Source organism: Streptomyces mobaraensis NBRC 13819 = DSM 40847 (assembly GCF_017916255.1).
Classification (GTDB): domain Bacteria; phylum Actinomycetota; class Actinomycetes; order Streptomycetales; family Streptomycetaceae; genus Streptomyces; species Streptomyces mobaraensis.
In genome coordinates this window covers 1,196,451-1,220,438 of record NZ_CP072827.1, presented here as the reverse complement: position 1 = coordinate 1,220,438, position 23,988 = coordinate 1,196,451, and the positions used below count along the sequence as shown (strand labels likewise).

At 71.4% G+C, this 23,988-nt stretch carries 17 protein-coding genes; 10 read left to right on the top strand and 7 right to left on the bottom strand.

Annotation, left to right across the window (positions count from 1 at the left end):
• The first annotated feature begins 30 nt into the window (after positions 1-30).
• The 4 genes from J7W19_RS04630 (at position 31) to J7W19_RS04615 (ending at position 5,081) form a co-directional block, all read left to right on the top strand.
• Positions 31-1,314 carry a glycosyltransferase gene (locus J7W19_RS04630; protein WP_004949646.1) on the top strand — a complete coding sequence of 428 codons (1,284 nt, stop codon included), beginning with the start codon at positions 31-33 and terminating at the stop codon, positions 1,312-1,314.
• A 220-nt stretch (positions 1,315-1,534) separates the two neighbouring features.
• On the top strand, positions 1,535-3,886 hold the full coding sequence (locus tag J7W19_RS04625) for an MMPL family transporter (protein WP_004949648.1): 2,352 nt from the start codon (positions 1,535-1,537) through the stop codon (positions 3,884-3,886).
• A 27-nt stretch (positions 3,887-3,913) separates the two neighbouring features.
• Positions 3,914-4,387 (top strand): SDR family NAD(P)-dependent oxidoreductase, encoded by a 474-nt coding sequence (locus tag J7W19_RS04620; RefSeq protein WP_004949651.1) that lies wholly within the window; start codon positions 3,914-3,916, stop codon positions 4,385-4,387.
• A gap of 61 nt (positions 4,388-4,448) precedes the next feature.
• Entirely contained in the window at positions 4,449-5,081 is a 633-nt protein-coding gene (locus tag J7W19_RS04615) for an HAD family hydrolase (protein ID WP_004949654.1), read from the top strand.
• On the opposite strand, the gene J7W19_RS04610 is transcribed toward J7W19_RS04615, so the two are convergent.
• From J7W19_RS04610 to J7W19_RS04600, 3 genes are read right to left on the bottom strand one after another with little or no spacing between them, the layout of a single operon-like run.
• Positions 4,969-6,318, bottom strand: coding sequence for an MFS transporter (locus J7W19_RS04610; protein WP_004949657.1), 1,350 nt, complete (start codon positions 6,316-6,318; stop codon positions 4,969-4,971). The genes J7W19_RS04615 and J7W19_RS04610 overlap by 113 nt on opposite strands.
• On the bottom strand, positions 6,315-8,327 hold the full coding sequence (locus J7W19_RS04605) for a PEP/pyruvate-binding domain-containing protein (RefSeq protein ID WP_004949661.1): 2,013 nt from the start codon (positions 8,325-8,327) through the stop codon (positions 6,315-6,317). The genes J7W19_RS04610 and J7W19_RS04605 overlap by 4 nt, the downstream gene beginning before the upstream one ends.
• Positions 8,324-9,688, bottom strand: a complete 1,365-nt coding sequence (locus tag J7W19_RS04600) for an ATP-grasp domain-containing protein (RefSeq protein ID WP_411848824.1) — start codon at positions 9,686-9,688, stop codon at positions 8,324-8,326. The genes J7W19_RS04605 and J7W19_RS04600 overlap by 4 nt, the downstream gene beginning before the upstream one ends.
• A gap of 339 nt (positions 9,689-10,027) precedes the next feature.
• Here J7W19_RS04600 and J7W19_RS04595 point away from each other — a divergent pair, with 339 nt between their 5' ends.
• The 4 genes from J7W19_RS04595 to J7W19_RS04580 all read left to right on the top strand — a co-directional run bounded on the left by J7W19_RS04595 (position 10,028) and on the right by J7W19_RS04580 (position 15,383).
• On the top strand, positions 10,028-11,332 hold the full coding sequence (locus J7W19_RS04595) for a PAS domain S-box protein (RefSeq protein WP_004949668.1): 1,305 nt from the start codon (positions 10,028-10,030) through the stop codon (positions 11,330-11,332).
• A gap of 506 nt (positions 11,333-11,838) precedes the next feature.
• On the top strand, positions 11,839-12,309 hold the full coding sequence (locus J7W19_RS04590) for an MSMEG_6728 family protein (RefSeq protein ID WP_004949670.1): 471 nt from the start codon (positions 11,839-11,841) through the stop codon (positions 12,307-12,309).
• A gap of 386 nt (positions 12,310-12,695) precedes the next feature.
• Positions 12,696-13,751: a beta family protein gene (locus J7W19_RS04585; RefSeq protein ID WP_004949674.1), complete on the top strand. Its 1,056-nt coding sequence runs from the start codon at positions 12,696-12,698 to the stop codon at positions 13,749-13,751.
• 252 nt (positions 13,752-14,003) lie between these two features.
• Positions 14,004-15,383 (top strand): DEAD/DEAH box helicase, encoded by a 1,380-nt coding sequence (locus tag J7W19_RS04580; protein WP_051072677.1) that lies wholly within the window; start codon positions 14,004-14,006, stop codon positions 15,381-15,383.
• A 339-nt stretch (positions 15,384-15,722) separates the two neighbouring features.
• Here J7W19_RS04580 and J7W19_RS04575 read toward each other — a convergent pair whose 3' ends face one another.
• Entirely contained in the window at positions 15,723-16,358 is a 636-nt protein-coding gene (locus J7W19_RS04575) for a hypothetical protein (RefSeq protein ID WP_004949678.1), read from the bottom strand.
• Between the two features lie 27 nt (positions 16,359-16,385).
• The gene (locus tag J7W19_RS04570; RefSeq protein ID WP_152265501.1) at positions 16,386-17,087 is read right to left on the bottom strand and encodes a hypothetical protein; all 702 of its coding nucleotides are present in this window, start codon (positions 17,085-17,087) and stop codon (positions 16,386-16,388) included.
• 2,577 nt (positions 17,088-19,664) lie between these two features.
• On the opposite strand from J7W19_RS04570, the gene J7W19_RS04565 reads away from it, so the two are divergent.
• Positions 19,665-19,811 (top strand): hypothetical protein, encoded by a 147-nt coding sequence (locus J7W19_RS04565; RefSeq protein WP_158688805.1) that lies wholly within the window; start codon positions 19,665-19,667, stop codon positions 19,809-19,811.
• Between the two features lie 950 nt (positions 19,812-20,761).
• Here the strand turns inward: J7W19_RS04565 and J7W19_RS04560 are convergent.
• Both J7W19_RS04560 and J7W19_RS33380 read right to left on the bottom strand, forming a co-directional pair.
• Entirely contained in the window at positions 20,762-21,976 is a 1,215-nt protein-coding gene (locus J7W19_RS04560; protein WP_004956465.1) for an IS110 family RNA-guided transposase, read from the bottom strand.
• A 383-nt stretch (positions 21,977-22,359) separates the two neighbouring features.
• Complete coding sequence (locus J7W19_RS33380) at positions 22,360-22,491, bottom strand: hypothetical protein (protein WP_267939117.1); 132 nt, start codon at positions 22,489-22,491, stop codon at positions 22,360-22,362.
• Positions 22,492-22,752: 261 nt separating this feature from the next.
• Here J7W19_RS33380 and J7W19_RS04555 point away from each other — a divergent pair, with 261 nt between their 5' ends.
• Positions 22,753-23,838, top strand: coding sequence for a terpene synthase family protein (locus J7W19_RS04555; RefSeq protein WP_004952180.1), 1,086 nt, complete (start codon positions 22,753-22,755; stop codon positions 23,836-23,838).
• The last annotated feature ends 150 nt before the right edge of the window (positions 23,839-23,988 follow it).

Sequence of the window (23,988 nt, the reverse complement as noted above, 5' to 3'; positions counted from 1 at the left end):
GCAGGGTAATCCGCGTGCGCAGGGAGATCGATGTCGAAAAAAATTACCATCGTTTCCGTAGGGCTTCGCGGAGACGTCCAGTCGCTCGCCGCGCTGGGCGTGGCCCTGAAAAACAGGGGTTTCGAGGTGCAGTTGATCGGGGCCGCGCGGTATGCGGACACCGTGCGCGGTACGGGGGTGGTGTACAGCGCCGTGGAACCGGATCCCGACGAGCTGCTCGCGACGCCGGGCGGGCAGCGGTTGCTGGTGTGCGGGGACAATCCCGTGGCTTTCGCCCGGTGGATGCGGCAGGTGGGCGGGCCCGCCGCGGACCGGCTGTTCCGGGGGATCTCCACGGTGGCGCGGCCGAGTGACTGCGTCGTCTATTCGCCGCTGGCGGTTCCCGCGCAGAGTCTCGCTGAGCGCTGGGACGTGCCGTCGTTCGCGGCGTCGTCCGTTCCGCTGCGCCCCACCCGTCATTTCTCCCCGAGCGGTTTGGGCCGTTCCCTGGGGCCGTTGGGGAACGTGTGGAGCCTCCGGCTCGCCGAGCAGGTGATCTGGCAGGTGTTCCGCCGCCGTGTCAACGCTTGGCGGACGGGCGTTCTGGGCCTTTCCCCGTGGCCTTTGACGGGGCCGTTCGGGGAATGGCGTCGTGAATCGCGGCCCACGTTGTACTGCTACAGCCCGTCCGTGCTCCCGGCCCCTCCCGACTGGCCGTCGAGTGAACACGTCACCGGGTACTGGCTCCTGGACACGCCTTCCGGATGGGAGCCGCCTCGTGAACTGGCGGAGTTCCTCGACGTCCCGGGTCCGCCGGTCGTCTACGCCGGATTCGGCAGCATGCTCACCGACGACCAGTGGGGCCGCCACGAGCTGGTGCGCGGTGCCCTTCGCCAGGCCGGTGCCCGGGGTGTGCTGCTCGGGGATCCGGAAGTGACGCCTTCCGACGATCTGGTCCACGTCGTCCCGAGCGTTCCGCATTCCTGGCTCTTTCCCCGGGTGGCCGCGGTCGTCCACCACGGGGGAGCCGCCACCGTGGGCGCCGGTCTGACGGCGGGAATTCCCACGGTCGTCTGCCCCCATTTCTTCGACCAGCCGTTCTGGGGGTCGCTCGTGCACCGACTGGGGGTGGGGCCGAGCCCGATCCCGGCGTCCGAACTGACGACCCGCAACCTGGCGGGAGCCATCGTGCGGGCGGTGAACGACCGGGACATGCGCCGCAGGGCCGAGTGGTTCGGCCGTCGGCTGCGAGCGGAGTCCGGCGTCGAGGCGGCCTGCGACATCGTGGAGCGCTCCCTTGAACGGGCGGGCAGCCGGGTCGCGTTGACCAGCTGACGCGGGGCGTACCAGTGAGCGCTTCCCAGACGGTCGTCGTCGGGACGGGCTCCCTCGTTCACGGCGAGGTCGCGGCGGTGTGCCGTCCGGCGTCGCCCGCCTTCCCCCGTGCCTGTCCGACGCGCCCCGCGGAATCGCCGCTCGCCGGATCGGCCGGAACACGTCCCCCCGGAAACCGAACGCACCCGGCCTGTGGCCGCTCAAAGGAATGGTTCAGTCAATGGCCGACAAGAAGACCGGAAGCGACACGCTCACGGCGGACGAGCCGCCCGCGGCGCGCCGCCTCGCCGCGCGCCTCGCGCTGCGCCGACGCGACCCCCTCGGTCCCGCCGTCCCCTCGGGCCGCCACCGCCGGGTGGCACCCCCAACCGCCGCCAAGGAGCGGACCGACGTGCCGGGCGCGGTGGCACGGTGGGCGTACCGGCACTGCAGGCTCGTACTCGGCTCGGCGGCCTGCCTGTTCCTGCTCTGCGCCCTCGTGGGGCTGAGCGCGGGCGACCGGTGGTCCAACGGCGGCGTCATCGCCGACGGCACGGCCGCGCAGCGGGCCGAGCGGGCCGCCGAACGGCTGGGGGCGGGCACACCGGACCTCGTCGTGTACGCCCGTTCCGGGCGCCCGGTCGACGCGCCCGAGGTGGCGGAGCGGGGCCGGCGGATGACCGAACTGGCCGCGCGGACCCCGGGGGTCGCGTCCGCGCTGTCGTACTGGAACACGGGGCAGGAACCGCTCCGTTCCACCGACGGCCGGGGCGCGCTGCTGCGCGTCGACCTCAAGGGGGGTGAGTCCGAGACCGCCCGTACCGCCCGGACTCTCGTCCCGGCCCTGCGGGCCGCCGCCTCCGGGCTCGAACTGTCGGTGAGCGGTCCCGCCTGGGTCAACGTGTCCGCCACCGACCAGGCGAAGCGGGACCTGCTGCGGTCGGAGCTGTTCGCCCTGCCGGCGGCGTTCGCCGTCCTGGCGCTGGCCTTCGGTTCCCTGACCGCCACGCTCGTCCCCCTGGGCATCGGCCTGACCGCGGCGTCGGGGGCCCTGGCCCTGCTGGCGGCGGTGACCCGGCTGACGCCGGTCTCGGTCTTCGCCGTCAACCTCAGCTGCGCCCTCGGCTTCGGACTGGCCGTCGACTACGCCCTGTTCACTCTCGCCCGGTACCGGGAGGAGCGCGCCCGGGGGCTGGACGCGGAGGCGGCCATCGGGCGGGCGATGTCCACCACCGGCCGCGCCGTGGCCTTCTGCGCCCTGACGATGGCGTGGTGCATGGCGTCGCTCCTCGTCTTCCCGCTGGGGCTGATCCGGTCGCTGGCGATCGCCTCGCTCGTCGTCGTGGGGTTCTGCGCGGCCGGCACCCTGTTCCTGATCCCCGCCCTGGTGGCGGCCCTGGGGAGCCGGCTCGACGACGCGAGGCCGCCCTTCCGCCTGCCCTGGCGCCCCCGCGCCGCCGACCCGTCGGGCAGCCCCTTCTGGCGGCGGGTCGCCGTGACGGTGACCAGGCGGCCCCTGCCGTGGGCGCTGGCCGGGGCCGCCCTGTTGCTGGGGCTGGCGGCACCCGTCGTCGGGCTGCGGCCCGCGCTGATGGACGAGACCATCCTGCCTCGGCACGCCGAGGCCCGGTCCACCGCGGAAGCCGTCCGGGCGGACTTCGCCCACGTCCCCGAACGGCAGTTGACGGTGGTGCTGCCGCGGACGGACCCGGTGACCGGCGCGGCCCGGCTGGACGCCTACGCCCGGCGCCTGGCGGCGCTGCCCGGCGCGGCCCGGGTGAGCACCGAGGCCGGGGACTACGCCGGCGGGCGGCTCACCGCCCCACGGCAGGTCGACGCGGGCGGGCGGCACGGCACGCTGGTCGTGGTGTTCGCCGCGGACGCCCCTCAATCACCGCGCACCGCCGCCCTGGTCGAGGCCGTCCGCGGCACCTCCGCACCGGGACCGGCCGAGGTCGCGGGCGCCGCCGTGCACCTCGCCGACACCGAGCGGGCCGTGACGGGAGCCCTCGGCTGGTGGGCGGCACTGATGCTCAGCGGTGTCTTCGTCATGCTCCTGCTCCTCACCCGCAGCCCCCTCGTCGCGGTGAAGGCCGCGGTCCTGGGCGGCCTCAGCATCGGGGCGGCGGTCGGGCTGATGGTGCTGCTCTTCCAGCGGACGCACCTCCTCGGCCCCCCGGCCGGCGGGGGCGGGGACACGCTGGAGATCACCATGCCGCTGCTGGCCGCCGCCCTGGCCTTCGGCCTCTGCGTGGACTACGAGGTCTTCCTCGTCGCGCGCATGGCGGAGGAGTGGCGGCGCACCCGGCGGAACACCGCCTCCATCGTGTTCGGCATCGAGCACACCGGCCGGCTGTTCACTGCCGCCGCCCTGGTGGTCGCCGTGAGCATGGGGGCGCTGATCGCGGCCCGGGTCAGCCTCCTGGTGATCCTCGGCGCGACGATCGCCGCGATCGTCCTCCTCGACGCCACCGTCGTGCGGAGCCTGCTCGTCCCGGCGGTGATGCGGCTGGCGGGCCGCGCGAACTGGTGGTCACCGGCGCCGCGCCGGCGCACGGCACCCGCGGCCGACGGATCGCCGGTCCCCGAGTAGGCGACCCCCTTCACAGGAAAGCGGGACATGGCCAGGTACCGCCTCACCGGCAGAACGGTCCTCGTCACCGGCGCGACCGGCGGCATCGGGGCCGCCTGCGCCCACGCGCCGCACGCGCGCGGAGCCGACGCCGTCCTGCTGGGCCGCGCCACCTCCTCCCTGTCGGCGCCGGCGCGACGGCTCGGACCGGAACGAGCACTGCCGCTGACGGCGGACGTCACCGAACAGGCGGCCCTGGACGAGGCGGTGGCCCGCGCCGTGCACCGCTTCGGAGGACTCGACGTCGTCTTCGCCACCGCGGGCACCGCCCCCGCCCGCCAGGCCACGCCGGCGACGATCGACGCGGCGCTGTTCGAGCACATCGTCGACCGCGCCCTGTCCCGCCAAGCCCGACTCCGGCGTCCGCTACGGCAGTTGGAGGACGAGGGAAGGCGCCGGCCCCTCGCGTCCGCGCCCGCCGACGCGGTGCTCTCCGAGGAAGACCCGGCGAAATGGGGGTGACACGCGGCGCGCGCGGGTAGAGCGCGGTGAACCGGTGCGCACGAGGGAAGGACGACGACGGATGAACGGATCCGCCTCCAAGGGCTCCGCGCGGACGGGCCTCGCGCTGGGCGCGGCTCTGGTGTGGGCCGTGCTCGGCGCCACGGCGAGCGCGGCGCTGCCCCGGGACGCGAGCGGCGAACCGGGAACGGCCGCCGCCGCGCGGGAACGGGCCTGCCCCGTCGTGTACTTCGACCTGGGCGAGACCCTCGTGCACACCGCCGCCGACGGCAGCACCGGCTACCGACCCGGCGCGGCCTCCTACCTGCGCGCCCTGCGCGAACGCCGCGTCCCCGTCGGCCTGATCACCAATGTGCCGCCCTCCTGGGGCACGACCGACGCCGAGCGCGCCGCCCGGCTGCGGAAGGAGGTCGACGCCACGTGGCGGGGGCCCACGCCCTTCGCCTGGAAGGACTTCGGCGACCGCGTCCTCACTCCGCGTACCGAGGCGGAACGCAAACCGGCCCCCGCCCTTTGGCGACGGGCGAAGGCCGGCTCGGGCCGCTGCCGCGTCGTCTACCAGGCGGAGACGGCCGAGGAGGTCAGAGCGGCCTCCTCGCTCGGCTTCGTGCCGTACCAGGTGGGCCGGCCGCACCGGCCGGAGTTCCTTCCGGTCCGGCTGGTCGAACGCCTCGGCCGGCCCGCTCCCTCCTGACCGCCCCGCCGCGCAGCAGCAGCTGGAGGACCCCGAGCAGCACCGCCGTGGCGAGCGCGCTGTGCCACAGCAGGGCGTCCAGGCGTCCGGCGGCGAGATAGGCGCCCACGGCGATCGCGGCCAGGGCGCACACCGCGCGGTCCACGATGCTCTCGACCGAGAGCAGCGTGGCGCGCGGGGCGTCCGCGGGCACCGCGTCGTTCACCAGCTTGCGCTGCACGGGATACGCGAAGCCGGTCGCGGCGGCGAACAGGCAGAGCAGCGCGACGACGGCCCACGGCCCGCCGAGCGTCATGCCCGCCAGGCTGCCCGCCAGCGCGAGACTGAGGACCGAGACCCAGCCGACCGGTGACAGGCGGCGGCTCAGCCACTGCGGACGGGCCGACGCCACCGCCTCCGCCACCGTCATCGCCGCCATCACACTGCCGTGCGAGGCCTCCGCGATGCCGTGGTCCAGCAGGATCGGCTGGAAGAGGTTGACCTGGCAGATCCGGGACAGCGTGAAGACCGCCACGCCCTGCACCATCAGCAGGGCCAGCCACGGCGAGGAGGCGACACAGCGCAGCGCGGCGCCCGCGTCCCGCAGGAACGCGCCGCCCCCGCTCCCCGCGCCCGCCCTCCCCGTACCGCCGCCTGTCCCGGCGAGCCGGGGCAGGGCGACGGCGCAGGCGAGGGAGCCCGCCGCGCTCGCGGCGCTGAGCACGTACGGGGCCGGATGCGCCACGGCCATCAGGGGCCCGACCAGCGGCCAGCACACGACCTTCGCCACGAGGCCCAGCGCCCGCGCGGTGCCCTCCGCCCTCAGGTAGTGCTCGTCGCACTTCTCGGCGCGCAGACCGTCGTACAGGTAGGCGCTGGCCGCCCCCGAGGTGAGGGAACGGCCCGCGGCGATGGCCAGGAAGTGGACGAGGAAGCCGGTGTAGGAGGCGCTGACGACCGGAGCCAGGTTCGCCGCGGTCATCACCACCGCGCCGGCGAGCAGACAGTTGCGGGTGCCGATCCGGTCGGCGATCAGGCCCGTCGGGATCTCGAACAGGCAGAAGGCCACGTAGTAGACGCTCTGGATGCCGAAGATCTGCCCGTCCGAGAGCCCGGCCGCCTTCTGGTAGGCGTAGAACACCGGCATCCACCACAGCAGGTTGAACAGCAGCTGGAAGCCGTAGTTGAGCCGGATGATCCGACGGGCGGTGGCGGTGAGGCCGGTGCCCGCCGCCCGTCGGCCGGTACCCGCCCTCACAGCGCGTACGGGCGGATCTGGACCAGCCGGAAGTCGCCCCGGTCGGTCATCAGCCACTCGATGTCCAGCGGCCGGTCCACGTCGGACGCGCTGAAGTGGGACTGCAGGAGCCGCCCGGCCAGGCTCAGGTCGGCGAGCCGGGCGCGGGTGGCGGCGGAGAGCTCGTCGCCCCGGGAGCCCAGGGAGACGGTACGGCCGCCGCCCTCCACGGTGTTGTACAGGTACTGCTGCGGCAGGACCGAACCCTCGACCACCTGCTCCGGGGAGCCGGGGAAGCAGTTGAGGTAGACGTTGCGGAAGTCCTGGCGGCGGGTCGGATCGCAGGTCACCAGGACGCCGCCGAGCGAGGCGGGGACGTACTCCTGGACGATGACGCCCATGTAGGTGTCGTCGAGGGAGATGCCGACCTGGTGGCGGAGGCGCACGCCGCGCGGCGAGAGCAGCGAGGCCCACACCTGGCGGACGGCGTCGAGGAGTTCGCCGGTTCCGCGGGCGGTGGTGACGGAGTCGTAGACGCCCGCCGCGGAGAACCCCGGGAGGTCCTCGGCGTTGGACGAGGAGCGCACCACCAGGCGGCCCCGGGAGCCGGCGGTGGCGGGCAGGGCCTGGCCGATCTGCCGGGCGACCGGCTCGGGGACGGGCGTGTGCCGGATCAGGTGCTGGAGCTGCAGGCAGAGCGAGTCCAGGACGTCGCCGGCGTCGAGTTCGAGGGCCATCTTGAGCTTGCCGATGCCCTGCTGGATGGCGGGGGAGGAGGCCAGGAAGTGCTGCTGGAGCGCGAAGGGCAGCGCGACGCCCTCGGGGGCGCCGACCGTCGCGGCCACGAAGTCGGCGGCGGCGGAGCGCAGTTCGGGGAGGGAGGGGGCGTGCAGGCCGAGGCGGGCCGCGAGGTGCCCGTAGAGGTCCTCGCGCGGCGGGCGGGGCCGCCCGTAGAAGGCGGTCAGGTCGGCCGTGCGGCTGTCGAGCACGTGGTGCAGCTCGCCGAGGTTGGCCGCCTTGGTGCCGTAGCGGTCGCGGTCGGCGCCGCGCAGCCGGTGCAGGGCCAGCACGGGGACGTCTTCGAGCAGCGGCGGGTCGAGGCGGATGCGCTGCCGGTGCCACGCCGGGGGCCGCAGGTCGGGTTCGTGGCCGAGCCGTTCGAGGGTGATCCCGTCCTCGCGGACCCGGTAGCGGACCCACGCGCCGTCCAGGCCGTCCTTCTCGACGAGCTGTTCCAGGTCGCGCACGATCGCGTTGGGTATGCCCCAGCCGGAGGCGAGGACGTTGGTGTGCGAGAGCGGGGTGATCGGTGCGGTGTTGAGGAAGCCGGCGACCCGGGGGACGTCGTCCGGCAGGCACGGCATGGCCACGATGTCCGCCCAGCCGAGCCCGGTCTCCGTCGCGTACGCCGTGTACTCGTCGTGGGTGCGGAAGTACCGCAGCTGTCCGGTGGCCTCGCCGGGGTTGAGCGGTGTGCGGGTCCGGGAGCCGAAGAGCTCGTGGCTGAGGATGCGCGGCACGCGCTGTTCGCTGATCGCCGCCAGCTCCTCCTCCTGTCCGTGGTTGGCGGGCTTGAGGAGCAGCGGAAGCCTTCCGTCGACCCGTGCGCGGACGAACTCGTAGAAGTGCGCGAGGAGTTCGCCGTGCATGGTGTCGGCCTCGGTCGTCTCCAGGACCAGGAACGTGCGTTCGCGGCCGTCCGCGTCCTCGTCGGTGTGCAGGGACAGCACGCCGAGCAGGAAGCGGCGCCCGGGGTCCGTGTAGACGGACGCGTTGAAGGCGTCGAGGTCCGCGTCGAGCGCGGTCAGGTCCATGCCCAGGACGCGGGTGGCGATGTAGTTCACGTGGAAGGGGTGCGCGGCGGTGTCGAGCAGGTGCCAGGTGTTCTCGGCGCGGTCGACGACGACCTTGAGGTACGGGTGTCCGGCCAGGACGCCGGAGAGCGTACGGAAGAGCGGCAGGGAGAGGTTCTCGCCGACGACCGTGCGGTCGGTGGCCGGTTCGGCGGCACCGGTGAGCAGCTGGGTCATGCCGAAACCTCCTGGGGCTGAGCGGCGGGCAGCACCCGGGGCAGGGCGTCCACCACGGTCTCGAAGTCGCGGAGCACGGTCCGCGCGTCGGTGGCGGAGAGCAGGCACAGGGCCGCCATGGTGTTGGCGCCGGCGGCCGGGTCGTACACCGGCACGACCTCGCCGTCGGCGAGTGAACTCTCCGCGACCACCGACAGGCGGCTGCCCCGGCTGAGGGGGACGTCCGCCGAGACGGCCCGGAAGTCCCAGAGCCTGCGGTCCGGCCAGGCCCGGCCGCGGCCGTCGACCGCGAGCACGACGAGGGAGCCCGCCGCGCCGCGCGCCCGCGCCGGGGTGAGGGCCCGCTCGGGCCACGCGGCCGGACGCCCGAGGAGGTGGTCGACGAGCATGCCGACCAGGTCGAGCCCGAAGACCTCCTCGATCTGCGGCACGGTCATCGCGCCGCCGAACCGGGCGGCCGTCTCGATCAGCCACATCCTGCCGTCGGCGCCGAGCTTGATCTCGGTGTGGGTCCCGCAGTCGCGCAGGCCGAGGGCGTCGACCGCGCGGCGGGCCAGGTCCACGATCCGGTCCTGGGCGTCCTCGGGCAGCAGGGCGGGGGTGATGCTCGCGCGTTCGGTGAACGGCTCGACCGTGGGCATCCGCCCGCTGAGGCACACCGGGCGGAAGGTGCCGTCCGTCACGACGCCCTCGACGCTGACGTAGTCGCCCCAGCCCGGCTCGTCGAACCAGCCCGACGCGGTGCCGGTGACGATCTGCTCGACCACGTAGTGCGCGTCGGCCTCGGCCACATGCAGCTCCGCGTAGCCCAGTTGGGCGGATTCGGCCATCACGGCACGGGAGCGGGCCCAGGCGGCCGGCACCTCGTGCGGGGAGCGGATGATCCGGTGCGCGGTGGACCCGGCGCTCCAGGCCGCCTTCAGCAGCAGCGGTCCCGGCAGGGCGCGCGCCGCCGCGTGCAGGTCGGCCTCGGTGTCCACGGGACGGAACTCCGGCTGCGGCAAACCGTGTTGCCGCCAGGTGCGGCGCATCAGCCGCTTGTCGCGAGCGAGCGCGGCGGCGCTGCCCGCCCCCTTGAGGCCGAGCGCCTCGCATGCCTCGGCGACGGCCACGACCGCGTACTCGGAGAAGGTGAGCACCGCGTCCGCGCCGACGGCCTCGGCCCGCGCGACGATCAGGGACACCAGGTCGGGGCGGTGCTCGTCGGCCGGTGTCACGACCGAGGCGCACAGTCTGCGGGCGGAGCCCGCCACGGCGGGAGGAAGAGCGCTGAGCGCCAGCAGGTGCACTTCCGCCCTCGCGGCCGTCCGGGAGAGGACGTGGCCGAGCGGCGGACCACCCTTGGCATGCACTAACAGCACCTTGCTCACTGAAGTTCGTCTCCAATCGTCCGGTTTCGGCGGATCGCCGTACGCGGGGGAACGCGTGGTGGTTCCGAGGGCTCCGCGGCCCGCGTGGCGGGGCGCGTGGCGGGGCGTGTTCACCCGCTCACTCAAGGGGACCAGGCTCCGGACGTCCGCGACGCCCATGCGGAACCCCGGAACTCTGGCATTCGCCTGAGTCCCGGGGCGCCTGTGGTTTCCTCCGTCGCTCCCGCCACAGCGGTATCCGGCCGAGAACCGGGCGTGCGCGGAGCGGGGCCGGGTCATCCGACGTTGTGTGACTGAGCGTCAGCCAGTCATATACGGACGGAGACCGCAGTGGACGATTCCCGGCTCAAAACGCTGCTCGAGCACCTTCCCGCGTTCTGGTGGGAAGCCGACGAGACAGGACGGGTGCTGGACCAGGGAGGCGGCGCCTTCACCGACACGGGCACGGCACACCGCTTCCTGGACCGGCTGCTCCGGGAACTCCCCGACCCGGCGCACGCACCGCGGGACGGCCGCCGGCGCGTCCGGTTCGAGGGCCGCACCTTCGACGTCACCCGGCTCCCGGACGAGAGCGCGGACCACGGCCGTACGCACGGCCTCGCCGTGGAGGCCGGCACCCCCCGCGCCGAGGCCCCGCGCGAGGACGCGGCCTTCGCGGACCTGGTGGACCTCGCCCCCGCCGCCGCCTTCATACGGGACGGCGACGGCCGCTACCTGTGGGCCAACCACGCCTACGGGCACCTCTACGGCACCGTCCCGGACGAGGTCGTCGGCAAGTACATAGAGGACCTCGACGAGCCCGCCGACGCCGACCGGTTCCGCACCCTCGACCAGGAGATCCTCAGCCGGGGCACACCGGTGCGCCACACCCTCGGCTACCGGCGCCGGGACGGCACCACGGGCCGGGCGGTGGGCCACCGCTTCCCCGTCCGGGAGAACGCGCAGACCTGCGTCGCCGGCATCTACGTGGACGTCACCGACCACCTGCGCGCCACGGCCCGGTGGCGGGAGGCCGAGGAGAACCTGCAGGCCCTGCGCGACCACAGCGGCCTGCCCTGCGCGCTGCTCTCGGCGAACGGGCGCGTGGTCGAGGCGAGCGCGGCGGCGGCCGGACTGCTCCGGCTCAGCCCGCACGACCTGGTCGGCCTCCGCGCGCACACCCTGCTCGCCCCGGAACCGGAACCGGACCTCGACCGGCTGCTCCGGCGCTGGAACGACCTGATAGCGCGCCGCACCAGGCGGGTGGAGACGTCCGTGGTGCTCGTGGACGCCCACGGGCTGCGGCGCCGCGCGCGGCTCCACCTGACGACGACCGGCCACTCCGCCACCCGGGCCCGGCGCGTCTGGGCGGTCGTGACCCACCAGAGCCTCGCCCACGAGGCACACACGCCGCTCACCGCCGCACAGATCCGCATCCTCTCCCTCCTGGCGGAGGGCAGCAGTAACGGCGACATCGCCACGTCGCTGCAGTTGTCCCGGCAGACGGTCGACTACCACCTCAGCCGCCTGCGACACCTCCTGGGCGCGGCAACCCGCCCATCCCTCGTCGCCCGCGCCTACGTCCTCGGCATCCTGACCCCGTGCGCTTGGCCGCCTCGCTCGGCTACGGCGGCGTATCCGCTCAGCGTGGTGTGAGGGGAGGGGCGGGGGCGAGTTCTTCGGGGCGGGGGTCTTCTGAGGCGCGGGCCTTCCGAGGTGCGGGGCCGTGCGGCGGCGAATGCTCCTGGCCGACGGCCCCGGCGCCCTCCTGGCCGACGACCCCGGCGCCCGCGACCCTCGGGTCCTGGCGCCGGGGGTGGCACCCCGGCCCGCCAGGTGCCCGGCGCCTCACCCGGCCGGGCCGCGAGGCCGCCGCCGGCCCGGCGCGGGCGGCGATGCGGCTGAGGCGTGCGCCGGGCCGTGCTCGACGGCTCCGCCGCGCGGCTGCCCCTCGGCCGCCGCGCGGGCCGTCCCCGCCCACCGCCTCCGTGCCCGGCGCCCACCGCCTCCGTGCCCGGTGCATGCCGCCACCGTGCACGCCGCCTCCGTGCCCGGCGCACGCCGGCCGCCTCGGCCGGATGCCCCGGCGTGTCCCTGGTCCGGACGAAGTGCGCCCAAGGGGAGGAGGCGGAGCCGGGCCCGTCGTGCGGTAGGCATTCCGCGTGCAGACTTTCCTCCCGTACCCCGGCTTCACCCGGTCCGCCGAGGTCCTGGACCCGCCCCGCCTGGGCAAGCAGCGCGTGGAGGCGCTCCAGGTGCTGCGCGGCCTGACCGTGCCCGGCTACGGATGGCGGCACCACCCCGCGGTGCGCATGTGGACCGGCTACGAGGAAGCCCTGGTCCGCTACGGCCTCGACGTGTGCGCGGTATGGGTGGCGAAGGGACACGCCGACACCTGCGCCACCACCCTGGCCACCGACTTCTCCCGGCACCGCCCCGGCGCCCCCGTACGCCCCCAGGACGAACTGGCCGACGACGGCGAGCTGCCGCCCTGGCTGGGAGACCCGGCCTTCCACCGCAGTCACCAGTCGGCGCTGGTACGCAAGGCGCGAGAGATCTACTCCCCCCTCTTCCCGGACGTCCCCGACGACCTGCCCTACGTCTGGCCCCCCTCCGACCGCGCCCCCTCGTGACCGGTGGGCACGAAATCGGAACTCACGCGGCCGGTCGTGCGGAGGGCGAGCCCGACTTCGTCGCCCTGGGGAGCGGCCGCCGAGCCGGATCCGGCCCGATGCCCCCCACCCGCCCCTCGGCACCTCCGGGACCCGAGAGCCCCGCAGCTCAGTTCATCCGCCACGCCACCGAGACACGTCACGCCCCGTCGGCTACTCGATCCTGCCCACCCGATACCGCTCCCGTCCTCTACCGGATGGAAGCCCCGACAAAGGCGCCTGACGGGCCGGGCTGGGTGCCCACGCATCGGCCATGCGGGCCGAAATGGCGCTCTTTTCACGTGCTTGGCGGCGAACCGAACCTGACAGGAAGGGATGCGCACGGACCGTGCCGAGGGGGAGCCGCGATGTCCGGACCGCTCTATATTCCCGTTCTGCCGGCTCGGCAGCATGCGACCGGGGCCTTCGGGCGGTTGTGGCCGGACGTTCGGGCCGCGATCCGGCCGCTGTGGAATCTGCCGCCGTTGCCCGGAGCAGCCCCGCAGACGCTCACCATGGCCGTCGGCAAGTACGTTGATCCGGTGAGTGCCGTCAGCCGTCACGGCGGATGGATCGACGCACCCTTCGGTGAGGACGCCCAGATCGCCGCCCTGGCCGAGGCGCTGTCCGCGTACTGCGAGTGGGGTCGGTTACGGCCGGTCACCGGACCGGGGAGGACCGGGCTTCAGCAGATGGCGGCGGTGGAGACGGCGCGGCGCTGCCGGCGCGGACTGGGCGTCCGAGTACGGGTCCCGGGAGAGTGGGATGGCCGTCACCGAGAGGATGTCCGGGGCCTGCTGTCCCGGACGGGTCCGGAGGTGCCCGTGGACCTGCTGCTTGACATGGGTGCGGTGCTCGACGACCGGCCCGACGCGGGCAAGGAGGCGCTCCGCGCCCTCGACGCGCTGATGCCCTTGGCGGTCTGGCGGAGCGCCGCCCTGCTCGGCGGGGCCTTCCCCCGGGCGACCGCTGAGATGCTGGAAGGAGGGTCGTGTGAGGGGTCCCGGGCGGAGTGGCGCATGTGGCATGAGGTGCGTGCGACGGGCAGGGCCTATGCTCCGCTGCTCCGTTATGGCGACTACGGCGTGCAGCCGCCGAGTGCCCTCGGGCAGGACCCGGCTCCGGGAAGGAAGGGCGGGCCGCCCTGGAGTGTGCTCCGGTACACCACCGCCAGCTCGTACCTGCTGTTCAAGACGCTGACTCGAGGACCCGACAGGATCGCCGTCAACCGTGGTGCGGCTCGCCGGATAACTCGACTGCCCGAGTTCCGGGGAGCGGGAGCCGGAGAGGGCGAGGCATGGCTGAGTGACTGCGCGAACGGTCCGCTCTCGACGGGCGAGGGTGTGGGTGGGCCCAGGGAGTGGCTGCGGGCGGGAAACCTCCAGCACATGATGTACGTCGTACGGAGCCTGCCCGGCGGGTGAGCGCCGTGCCGGCGGCCGGGCGCCCGCACCGTCTGTTCCACGGACACGACGTCGGCCGGGGACTCCGGCAGTCCGGACGGCACCGGTCCGTGCTAGCCTTTCCCGTTTGCATCGTCGCCGTGTCGGTGCTCCCTGCGGTGTCCCAGGCTGGTGGCCGCGACTCGGCCGCGCCTTCCTCGGTACGGTCTCTTCGGAGGAAGGCTTTCTGTGAGCAGCGGATCAGTACGTGCCGATGTCCGACGACAGGACTGTCTGCCCGAGCCGTCGGGCGCCACTCCGGCGCGGCCCACGGCGGCCTCCTTCGCGGAGCTGGGGCTGCCGGCCGAGGTTCTGCGGGTGCTCGGCGAGCAGGGTGTGACCAAGCCCTTCCCCATCCAGGCGGCGGTGCTGCCGAACGTTCTGGCGGGGCGGGACGTCCTGGGCCGGGGCCGCACGGGATCCGGCAAGACCCTCGCTTTCGGCCTCGGGATGCTCGCCCGGACGGCCGGACGGCGCGCGCAGTCCAAGGAGCCGCTGGCACTCGTGCTGGTGCCCACCCGGGAGCTGGCGCAGCAGGTCGGCGAGGCGCTCACCCCGTACGCCGAGGCGCTGCGGCTGCGGCTCGCGACCGTGGTGGGCGGAGTGTCCATCGGACGACAGGCCGCCGCGCTGCGGGACGGCGCCGAGATCGTCGTCGCCACCCCCGGCAGACTGCACGACCTCATCGAGCGCAAGGACTGCCGACTGGGACGCGTGCGCATCACGGTCCTGGACGAGGCGGACCAGATGTGCGACATGGGATTCCTGCCACAGGTCAGCGAGATCCTGGACCAGGTGCGTCCCGACGGGCAGCGGATGCTGTTCTCCGCCACTCTCGACCGAGACGTCGACGAACTGGTCCAGGGCTACCTGCGCGACGCCGCCGTCCACTCCGTGGACCCCTCGTCCAGCGCGGTCTCCGCGATCGAGCACCACGTCTTCGTCGTGCACGGCCCCGACCGGTACGCCGTGACCACCGAGATCGCCGCCCGGGACGGCCGCGTCCTCCTGTTCCTGGACTCCAAGCACGGCGTCGACCAGCTCACGCGGCATCTGCGGGCCAGCGGCGTGTCCGCCGCCGCCCTGCACAGCGGGAAGTCCCAGCCGCAGCGCACCCGCACCCTGGCCCAGTTCAAGAACGGACAGATCACGGCGCTCGTGGCGACGAACGTCGCCGCACGCGGCCTCCACGTCGACGACCTCGACCTCGTGGTCAACGTCGACCCGGCCACCGACCCGAAGGACTACCTGCACCGCGCGGGCCGCACGGCCCGGGCCGGCCGCTCCGGGACCGTCGTGACACTCGTCCTGTCGGGACAGCGCCGCGAAACGAGCCAGGTCATGGCGGACGCCGACGTCGCTCCCAAGGTCACCAAGGTGCGGTCCGGCGAGGCGGAGCTGAGCCGTATCACCGGCGCCAGGGCCCCCTCCGGCGAGCCTCTCGACGGTGGGCCGACCGTGTCACGCCCCAAGAACCACAACACCCCGTTCCGCGGCCTGGGCAGCACCAAGGACACGAAGAACGGCTCCGGCGGCAAGCCGTCCCGCAAGACCACCGAGGCCCGCAAGCTCGCGGAGGCCCGCAAGGCCGCCCGAGTGCGCCGCGGCGGCTGAACCCGGGCTCCGCGAGCATCACCGCCGCCCCGCGGCTCCACTCCTCGCCGGCCACCGGCCCGACTCCACCGGCCCCGGGGCCCTGATCAGCAACACGCACGGCAGCCAGGCCAGTCCGCGAGCACGCGGGCCGACGCCATACCACCGCCATGGACTCCGCGATGACCGGGCGAAGTTGGAACAGGACCGCCCGACCGTCGTGCCCCTGCTGGGAGCAGTTGTCGGTCGGTCCAGCATATGCGGCGGTGACCAGGGTTTCGGGTTGCCTGGAGCCCGACTGAAGCCTGCAGGCAGCCGACTTCGAGCTCTAGAAGAAGCCGAGATTCTTCGGGGAGCAGCTCACCAACGGCCTGGCCCCGCGTCCTCCCCCGGAAGCCCCGTCGAGAAGGCGGGCCGGTCCTTTAGCCGGGCCGCCGGGCGGAGGTCCCGCTCCGCTACGGTCACGGCGCGCTCCACGATGGTGTAGGCGAGACCGGCGTCCATGCCGTCGGCCCCCAGGCCGGCCACGGGGACACGGACCTCCACCACGTCGCCGCGCGAGGTGCGCCCCACGGCGACGTGTGTGGTCCGGTGGCCGTCGGTCCACACCCGGAGGAGCTCGACCGGTTCGGCGAGGTACGCGTACCAGGCATCGCTCCGCCGTCCGAGCTCGTCGAGCAGCCAGCCGTGGCCGGCGAGCGGTGAGGGTGTTGATTCCGTCGGATCGTCGTCCTCGGCGAGCCGGGCGGGGCCGGCCGCGGCGATCGACCGCAGGAGCGCGTCACGGCCGGCCTCGGGGTCGGGCAGGAGGGCGGTGGCGGGGGTGCCGGGCCACCGCACCGTGACTCGGGCGCAGCCGGTGGTGAGATCGACACTCTCCACGCACAGGCCGTGTCCGGCACTCCCGCGCTGTACGGCGCCCAGATCGACGAGGAGCGGCGCCCACCATTCGGCCGCGGGTAGGGTGCGGGACGGCCGGACGGGGTGTCGGCTCATCGGGAGGGCCCTCCTGGTGCGGGTGGATCAGATGTTGATGGCGTTCTTGACCCAGTCGGGGCAACGCCCCTGCACGCCCTCGCAGTAGGCGGTGATGACGCCCTTGGGCAGCATCGGGATTTTGGCGTTGAAGTCTACGCCCGCGCGGACGGCCTGGACCTTGTCGACGCGGCAGGTCCGGAAGATCCACCAGCCGCTGCACTTCACGTGCAGTACGTCGGTGAAGTAGTTCCAGGTGTCCGGATAGCCGGCGAACTTCTGTTTCCCCGCGGCTCCCGGGCGCGGGTACTGCGTGGTGGCCCGGACGGCCTTCATGGTGAGGTTGTGCTTCTGTTCGATCTTGGTGAGCCCGAAGCCCTTGTCCCGGACCGGGTCGTAGTACCCCTGCCGCATGTAGACGGTCCAGCCGTCGCGGTCCTTCCACTGCCCCACGATGGTGTCGGGGCCGCTGAGTGTGGTGGCGCTCTTCGTCGCGGCGGTACGGGGTGCCTTCCCCTCGCCGAGCTGCTTCACCGCGGAGTCCGGAATCCCGTGTCGGCCGAGGTCGGCCAGCCGGAACGAGGAGCCTCTCGGTATTCCGGATCCGTTGTCGAAGACGGAGAACTCCACGTCTCCGGACGAGCGCTGAGCCGAGGGTGCTGCTGCCGTCGCGGACGCCGGCGCCGCCGCGAACAGCCCGGCCGCGAGGCCGAGGGCCGCCGAGGCGACGGCGCACCGACGTGCATTCACCTTACGCATGGTCCCCCTTGAGGTGACTGCCGTGCACTTCCGTTGCCGGACTCTCACGGTGCGATCCGGCCTTCAGCAAGCTAGGGAGGCCACGTTTGACGCGTCGACCCCTGTGGGGCCGAATCGGCCAGCCGTAGTCGTGGCTGACATCAATCGCCATTTCCCACAAGCGAGTTGCACGCGGTCCAGCTCACGCGCCGGGAGCCGCAGGTCGAGGGCGGGCTCCGTTTTCAGCAGCCCGAGGCCCGCAATGTGACCGAAAAGTTTCGGACACCTGGGAGCCCCGCCGACTTACGGGCACCCCCGGGGCTGAAGCGCCGTACGGAGACCGCAACCCGGCCCGTACCCGTCTCGCCGCGGTTCGTGCGCATGCTCCAAGCGCACATCAATCGGTTCGGCGTGGCTGCGGACGGCCGACTGCGTGGACGCGGCCGCGTACGGTACGACGTGGTCGCGGGCACAGGAGTGTACGTACTGCCCCCGGACGGAGCTCGCTCCCAAGCCGATCGAGCGGCCCTACGATCTCCGGCACGCCGGGACCTCCTTCTGGCTGTACTCCGGTATGGACCCGGCCGGATCCGCTCGCCACGTGGGCCAGAGCGTTGAGGTCCTCTTCCGCGGCTACGACCGCCACGCGCGTACCTACAACCTCACCGTCGATGACCTCCACAGTTTGAGCAACTTCCCCGCGGAAACAAGAATCCTGGGAAGGGGAGTAGGGCGCTGGACGGCACAGACGTGACGTACGCGCGAGGCCGAAAGGGTGGCCGACTATTCTTCAGGAATGTCGACGGCGGCGTACAGATCGTCGGCAAGGCGGACAAGGGCAACGAGTCCAAGGTGATAGCGAGATTGAAGCAGATTTATGGAAATTGATCATGTCGAACCCGTAGAAGAAGATATCTATCATGCGTCAGGGAGCCCGAGTTCACTGCACTCTTCGTGCTCGGCGCTGATGACCGGGCGGAAACGGTAGAGGACGTTGATGCCGAGTTACGGCTCCCTGACGGCAGCCGGTGGAGTGCAAGTTTCATGACCCTCGGTGCGATTGAAACGGTGATGAATCGATGGAGGAAGACCGGCGAGTATGGCGGTGGAGCTTTCTTCCAATGTTCTGATCTCGTGATCGTGCCCAAGGGTGGAGTGGCGGCTATGGTCGACGCTTCCCGCGCCATCGTGGTGGAGGTCACAGGGGGCTCTCGGGAATCTGGAGTAGCACGATTTCGGCCCTCTGAAGGATGGAAGGGCTGGTCAGGGATGGTGGTGACGCGGCAGGGTCCCTCGTCGTTGACGGGACGCTGATCCCCTTCTCGCCTACGGCTATTCAGGGTGAAAGACGTGGTGAGGGCTGATAGCGGCCATGTCAGACCGGTGCATCGCTACCATTGAGTTGTGCGGCTCGGTCAACATGGCGTGATGCTCTCGTGCGAGTAAGCGAGCGCGGTGGCTTCCAGAGCACACTGCACCAAAACCTTAACTGGCCCGGGATGTGCGAGACTTTCACTTCCATTCTCGTGTATTTTTGATGGCCGCTCAGCGGTCGTTGTTTGAGGCGTCGTGACGTCAAGTCCTCACAAAGTAACTGAGAACGTCCCGGGGGCACTCCTGTGCACCGCTTAGACGTGTGACGGAAACGTCAGCCGGCCTCGGGGCCAGGTTCATTGGCAGACAAGCGGGTCAGCGGGTGAATCCGCGCTACTCAGGTGTCGGGTTGCCTGGAGCTCGATGAAGCCTCCAGGCAGCCGACTTGAGCTCTAGAAGAACCCGAGCTTCTTCGGGGAGTAGCTCACCAACAGGTTCTTCGTCTACTGGTGGTACGTCGGGCACATGGCCTTTGACCTGCGGAAACAGTCGATTTGGTGAGAAAGAAGGGTGGGTTGGACCGGAACTGGTCCGGATCTTGACTTATGCCTGTTGCGTCTCGTGCGTGGGCCGAAGGGCGGCGAACGTCCTGGCGCGTTGAAGCTGCGTTCGCTGCCGGTCGGGAGATCGGAGGGTGGAGGGGTGTAAAACTGGTGACCTCGCGTAATCGGGAGTCGCGTATTCCTCGACTGTTGGGAGACTCGCGGTCACTGTGCGTATTCGCCGGGGACGTAGTGGCGCCAGGCTCCGCCGACCTTGGCCGGGTGTCACGACCGCGGGGCTGGCCATAGTCGGCGCCTCCTTGGTTAAGCGGCGTCGACGAGGGCGAAGGGGGTGGCCATGAGGACGATCTGGATGCAGGCGAGCGCGAAACGGGGCGGTCTCGAAGCGGTTGGGCAGGAGCGCGGCGATCAGGCCGGTCCCGCCTGCTGTCCGCATCAGCACGAAGTCCTTCGAGATGGTCGCCTACCAGATCGAAGACGTGGACAGGGTCCGCGTCCTGGGGCTGTTGCCGGTTCGCGCAGCCGGTGCGACGAGCTGAAGAGGCCGGCGAAGGCTCCGTCGGTGTCGCACCTGCGCGAGCACTTGCTCCACTTGGACAAGCTGGGACTGCTGGGGTCGACGGCGAGGTGGCTGGAGGGGGTACCGCCGGGAAAGGTCGGAGGACCATGAGTTGGTCTCCGTCCGCCACGGCGACAACTACGTGCCGCTGCTGTGGAAGCACTTCAGAGCCACCGCAAGGTGCTGCTCGACCTCACCGAAGCGCTCGAAGTGGTGTCCACCTCGGCCGACAGCAGCGTTCTGGGGGCGGTGGAGTTCTGCCAGGCGATGCGCAACCGCGCGCCAAGTGGGTGCCGCTGACGTACACGGTCACCACCGAGGACGGCACTAAGTCGACGAAGACCGTGTCGGCGGAGTTCGCCTCGGAGATGTGGCAGCGCATCCTGTTCAGCAAGCACCAGCTGGAGTGTCCGTAGATCGGGTAGAGGGCGGCCACGGAGTCGCCGAGCGCGATCAGTCCGTCCCGCCAGTGACGGATCCGGTGATAGCGGTGCCAGTGATGGTGAGGACCGCCGTACTGGTAGGTCCTGCCGAGGGGCGTGCAGGATTTGATCATGTCCCGGGGGTGGGAGCTGCGCAGCGTCCCTGCGAACTCCTCGAAGCGGTCCGTGTCGTACGGGGGAAGCGCGCCGTCCGCTCCGACCGGATAGTGACACCGTTCTCGTAACGGGCCTTCAGCCCGGCGACGGCCTTGTCGCGGTCCGGGCCAGGCGATCGAGCTGGAAAGCCTGGCTCACATCTCGCCGTACCGACCGAGCACATCAACCGGTTCGGCGAGTACAGAACGCATGAACTCGGCATCCAGCCCAAGGCGTACGAGACGAAGCTGGACGTCGACACCGAAGGCTTCGGCCGGGCCGCCCGACCCGGCGGGCAACGGGCAGTACGGCCGAGTAGGTCCCTGAAGGGCACGGAGTGCGCGAGAGAGCACGGTGGGCGCCCGAGTATGCGTCCTATGCCGTAGGTCTATGCAGCGGAATCAAAGTGCGCTGTGTGCTCCTCGCGCTTCTTGCGGATATGCGCCCATTGGTTCAGTGTTCGAGTCGGAAGGGGGGTGCCCCTATCTGTTTCGTCAACCCTGGCGGGGCTGGTTCGTAGGGGTTCGTGCTGGTTTTCGGGAACGTCCCGCGAAGCGGGATGTTCCCGGCGGCTCGGGTGCGGTGCGGGCAGGGCGGTGGCCGGCGTGGCGGGGGTGGCCGTGCCGGTGACGGGATGGAGCGGGCTGGAAGAGGCAGGGGGTGGGGTGGGTGTCAGGCAGCGAGGTCGAGGGCGCGGGGTTCGTAGAGGGTGCCGTTGCGGATCATCGCGTGGATGACGTTCACGCGTTGCCGGGCCAGGCGGAGGATCGCCTGGGTGTGAGTCTTGCCGCGGGTTCGCTGGCGGTCGTAGTAGATCCGCGAGGACGGGTCGCTCTTGCAGCCGGTCGCGGCGAACGCGGCCTGGAACAGGGCGCGTTTGAGGAGCCGGTTGCCGCGGTGGGGAGCGTGCTCGCCGCGGATGGAGGTGCCCGAGGACTTCGTTGCGGGGGCGAGTCCGGCGTAGGAGGCGAGGTGTCCGGCGGTGGGGAAGCCGGTGCCGTCACCGATCGCGACGATCACCGCGGCGGTGGTCCTGACGCCCATGCCGGGCAGGGACGTCAGGAGGTGGAAAAGAGGGAGGGCCTCCAGCAGGGCGGCGATCTCCTGCTCGGTGGCCTGTCGCTGGGTGTGGGCGGCGGCGAGCTGAGCGGCCAGGCCCGGAACGATCAGCGCGGACGCCTCGGTGCCGGGAACGACGAGAGTCTGCTCGGCCAGCGCGTCGGAGATCTCCCCGGCCAGCTGCTTCGCCTTGCGCGAGCCGTGCGCTTTGAGCAGGGCCTCGCAGCGGGCCCGGCCGAGTCTCTTCAGCTTCGCCGGGGAGCCGTGCCGGGCCAGGAGGGCTTGGACGTAGGGGTAGGCCAGGCGCGGGCCGAGCACGCGTTCCAGGGAGGGGTGGATCTGGGAGAGCAGGCCGCGCAGCCGGTTGGTGGTGCGGTTCACCTCGCCGGCCAGGTCGTTGTCGTAGCCGGTGAGCATGGTCAGCTCGGCCAGTACCTCGTCGTCACGGTCCACCGCGCGCAAGGTGTGCGGCATGGTCCGGGCGGTCTCGGCGATCACGAACGCGTCGCGGGCGTCTGTCTTGGCCTCACCGGGATGCAGGTCGGCGGCCCGCCGCATCGACAGTCCCGGCAGGTAGGCCACCCGGCACCCGCTCGCGCGGGCCACCGTCAGCGGCAGCGCGCCGATGTTGGCGACCTGGTCCACGATCACCAGGACGGTACCGAACTTCGCCACCAGCTTGGTGAACAGCTCCAGCAGTTTCGGCTCGGTGTTGGGCAGCCGCTTGTCGTGCACGGTCCTGCCGTCCCCGGTCCGGCCGTGGGCGTGGTGGAACTCCTTGCCCAGGTCCAGGCCGAGGAAGAGATCTGTCGCGGTCGTGTCGACCATGTGCGCGTGCCCCTCGCCACTCGTCTCCCCAACTCCCGGCCGTCCCTGCGGCACCACACGCCGGCAACCACGTTACGCAGACATGCCACCCGTGAAGCGGTCCGGCATTGCGCCGAACCAGAGTGGTCGTCAGGCCCCTCATCAGCGGTCAAGCGGTGCCCCGAAGCCCGGCGGCAACACCCCCCAGGTCATGTACTTCGACAGGGGGCACACAGCCATACCGAGCCCGGGGGCCAGGCGCCCCGTTGCGGGGCCACGGAAAAGGTAACGGGGTACCCACTTAGCTTCACACTCTGCTTTTGGTCCTCTCTGCTGCTGGCAGGTTCTCCATGGACATCCCAGACGGTCCCGGTCCGTTGCGGGGTGGAGATCCCGTACGCGGTTCACGCCGGGGCGTGGGCGACCTGGGTGGCGTGGGCGGGGAGATCCGCAGCTTTGTGGTGGAGCCAGCGCGGCCACGACGACATCGAGACCGTCACCGCCACCGAGGAACACCAGTAGTTCGCCCTGTCCAAGGCGCTGCATCCCGGCTACGGGCGTGCTGCCATACCAGGGGTGCGGGGACACGGCCGCGATGCGTCTCAGTGAGGTACCTGCCGCACAGGGGGCCGGCCAGGGGATGGGACATCTGCCCCTGCATGCCCGCAAGGCCGTGGCGTTCTTCGCCGCCCTGCCCGGACAGCGGGAGATCGTGCGCGTCGATCTGAGCTAGTACAACTGGACGCAAGGAATAAAAGACACCAGTAGCCATATATGCCCTAGAAGGGATAGGCGGCATGACACTTCTCGAACCGCAGCGTATGCGCGACCATCAACCCACTGATGCGCTGCGCCTGTACTGCCCCCTCCCCAGGCATGAATACCCTGACCACAAGGGGCTTGTAGAAGCCACGCAGGAATGGTCTCGCCCGTACATCTCGTACAGCAGTGACAGGGATCAAGACATCCTTGATAGCTGTGCCTACTCGGCGTACACATGTATTCCCCCGCGTGTCCCGCATGACTTGCGTGTCTGGTTCAGCTGCGTCTCCGCATGGACTCTCCTCTCCGACGACAGCTTCGACCGAGGAACCCTCCAGCAGCGGCAGCAGCGTTACGCCGAGATCGCGCCGCAGGAACTGCATGCGCTTAGCACCCCCCTGGCCATCCCCGAGCCCGGCCGGCTGCACCCCCTGGCCGATTACATCTGGGCGCTCCGCACATACGGCGAGGAGCACGCACCACTGCCGCCCGTCCGTATGCTCATGGACGCAATCGACCGTGCCCTACGCGAAACAGAGACCGAAATCGGCTACGCGGTCCGGTCCGAGCTGTGCGGGGCAGACGAATACATTCGGCGCTTGATGAGCGGCGCGAAATACTCCGGGCAATTCGCCATCCTGCCGGAGATCTGCACCCGGGCGACCATCCCGGAGCACGAAGGACAGCACCCCATCATGCAGGGCCTGCGCTACCTCACGGGAACCCTGTGTCACCTGCACCTCGACTTCTTCTGCTGGGCCAATGACGGCCCCACAGAGGCATACAACATCATCAACGCCGTCGCCCAAGACCTGGGTATTCCGCCTTACGAGGCCGGAGCTCCAGCGCTGGAGCTCACCAACCGCATCATGGAACTCTTCCTGCGCCTGCGAGAACAGCTCAAGCGTGAAGTCGGCGAGGCCTCCCGCACCCTCCTGGATGACCTGGACTGGATGGTGCGCGGCAATCTGGACTGGGGCCTTTACACCACTCGCTACGCCAGCGACAACAACCCGATGCGCCCGTTTCTGCCCGAGGAACAGCCGACGCCACTGGCACCGCCGGCACTCACCAGCGCCCCGTGCCCGGCATTGGCCCACCTGTTCGGCCTGCTCGACTGACGGGTGGCCGATGGCCGCGGCCATCGCATCACTCATTCGTGCACCGGGTGAGCGAATGCCCGGTACTGACGCCCAGCCAAAACATCCGATGGCAACCCGCGTCTCGGGCGTGTGGCCGAGACACAGACCACGGGATCAACGGCCCGGCCC

What these genes read in the sequence shown, in the direction of transcription:
- J7W19_RS04575 (WP_004949678.1), bottom strand. Translation starts at nt 16,358, where the DNA reads ATGAGCCGACACCCCGTCCGGCCGTCCCGCACCCTACCCGCGGCCGAA.
- J7W19_RS04560 (WP_004956465.1), bottom strand. Translation starts at nt 21,976, where the DNA reads ATGGTCGACACGACCGCGACAGATCTCTTCCTCGGCCTGGACCTGGGC.
- J7W19_RS04605 (WP_004949661.1), bottom strand. Translation starts at nt 8,327, where the DNA reads ATGACCCAGCTGCTCACCGGTGCCGCCGAACCGGCCACCGACCGCACG.
- J7W19_RS04625 (WP_004949648.1), top strand. Translation starts at nt 1,535, where the DNA reads ATGGCCGACAAGAAGACCGGAAGCGACACGCTCACGGCGGACGAGCCG.
- J7W19_RS04615 (WP_004949654.1), top strand. Translation starts at nt 4,449, where the DNA reads ATGAACGGATCCGCCTCCAAGGGCTCCGCGCGGACGGGCCTCGCGCTG.
- J7W19_RS04630 (WP_004949646.1), top strand. Translation starts at nt 31, where the DNA reads ATGTCGAAAAAAATTACCATCGTTTCCGTAGGGCTTCGCGGAGACGTC.
- J7W19_RS04585 (WP_004949674.1), top strand. Translation starts at nt 12,696, where the DNA reads ATGTCCGGACCGCTCTATATTCCCGTTCTGCCGGCTCGGCAGCATGCG.
- J7W19_RS04555 (WP_004952180.1), top strand. Translation starts at nt 22,753, where the DNA reads ATGACACTTCTCGAACCGCAGCGTATGCGCGACCATCAACCCACTGAT.
- J7W19_RS04620 (WP_004949651.1), top strand. Translation starts at nt 3,914, where the DNA reads ATGGCCAGGTACCGCCTCACCGGCAGAACGGTCCTCGTCACCGGCGCG.